1 protein-coding gene is annotated in these 251 nt (G+C 59.4%); it reads right to left on the bottom strand.

Features of this window, described 5'->3' with window-relative positions:
• A partial coding sequence (locus tag ACTHS3_RS18280) for an MAPEG family protein (protein ID WP_440368842.1) occupies positions 1-241 on the bottom strand: 241 nt, incomplete at its 3' end.
• Between the last annotated feature and the right edge of the window lie 10 nt (positions 242-251).

The raw sequence follows: 251 nt of genomic DNA, 5'->3' as shown, positions 1-251 counted from the left end.
TCGCTTGCGCGGCGTTGCCTGTGGCGTGTGCCACCAAAACGGCGGCGGCAAACGGGGCGAACACTTCAAAACCGTTTTGCTGCGCGGCATTGGCACGCGCCGACAAGCCTTGCGTGCGGGCGAGGAAATCGCGCGGATTTCGGTTGTCCGACGGCTGAAAACCACCCTGCGCTTTGGCGATGAAGGAACAAAACAGTGGCAGCAGCGATGCGATCAGGATGCACCAATAGGCTAAAGTCATGGTTTACCCT

Source organism: Neisseria sp. P0009.S007, assembly GCF_051962515.1.
The sequence above is the reverse complement of the archived record's forward strand: the minus strand, read 5'-3'. Positions and strand labels throughout refer to the sequence as shown.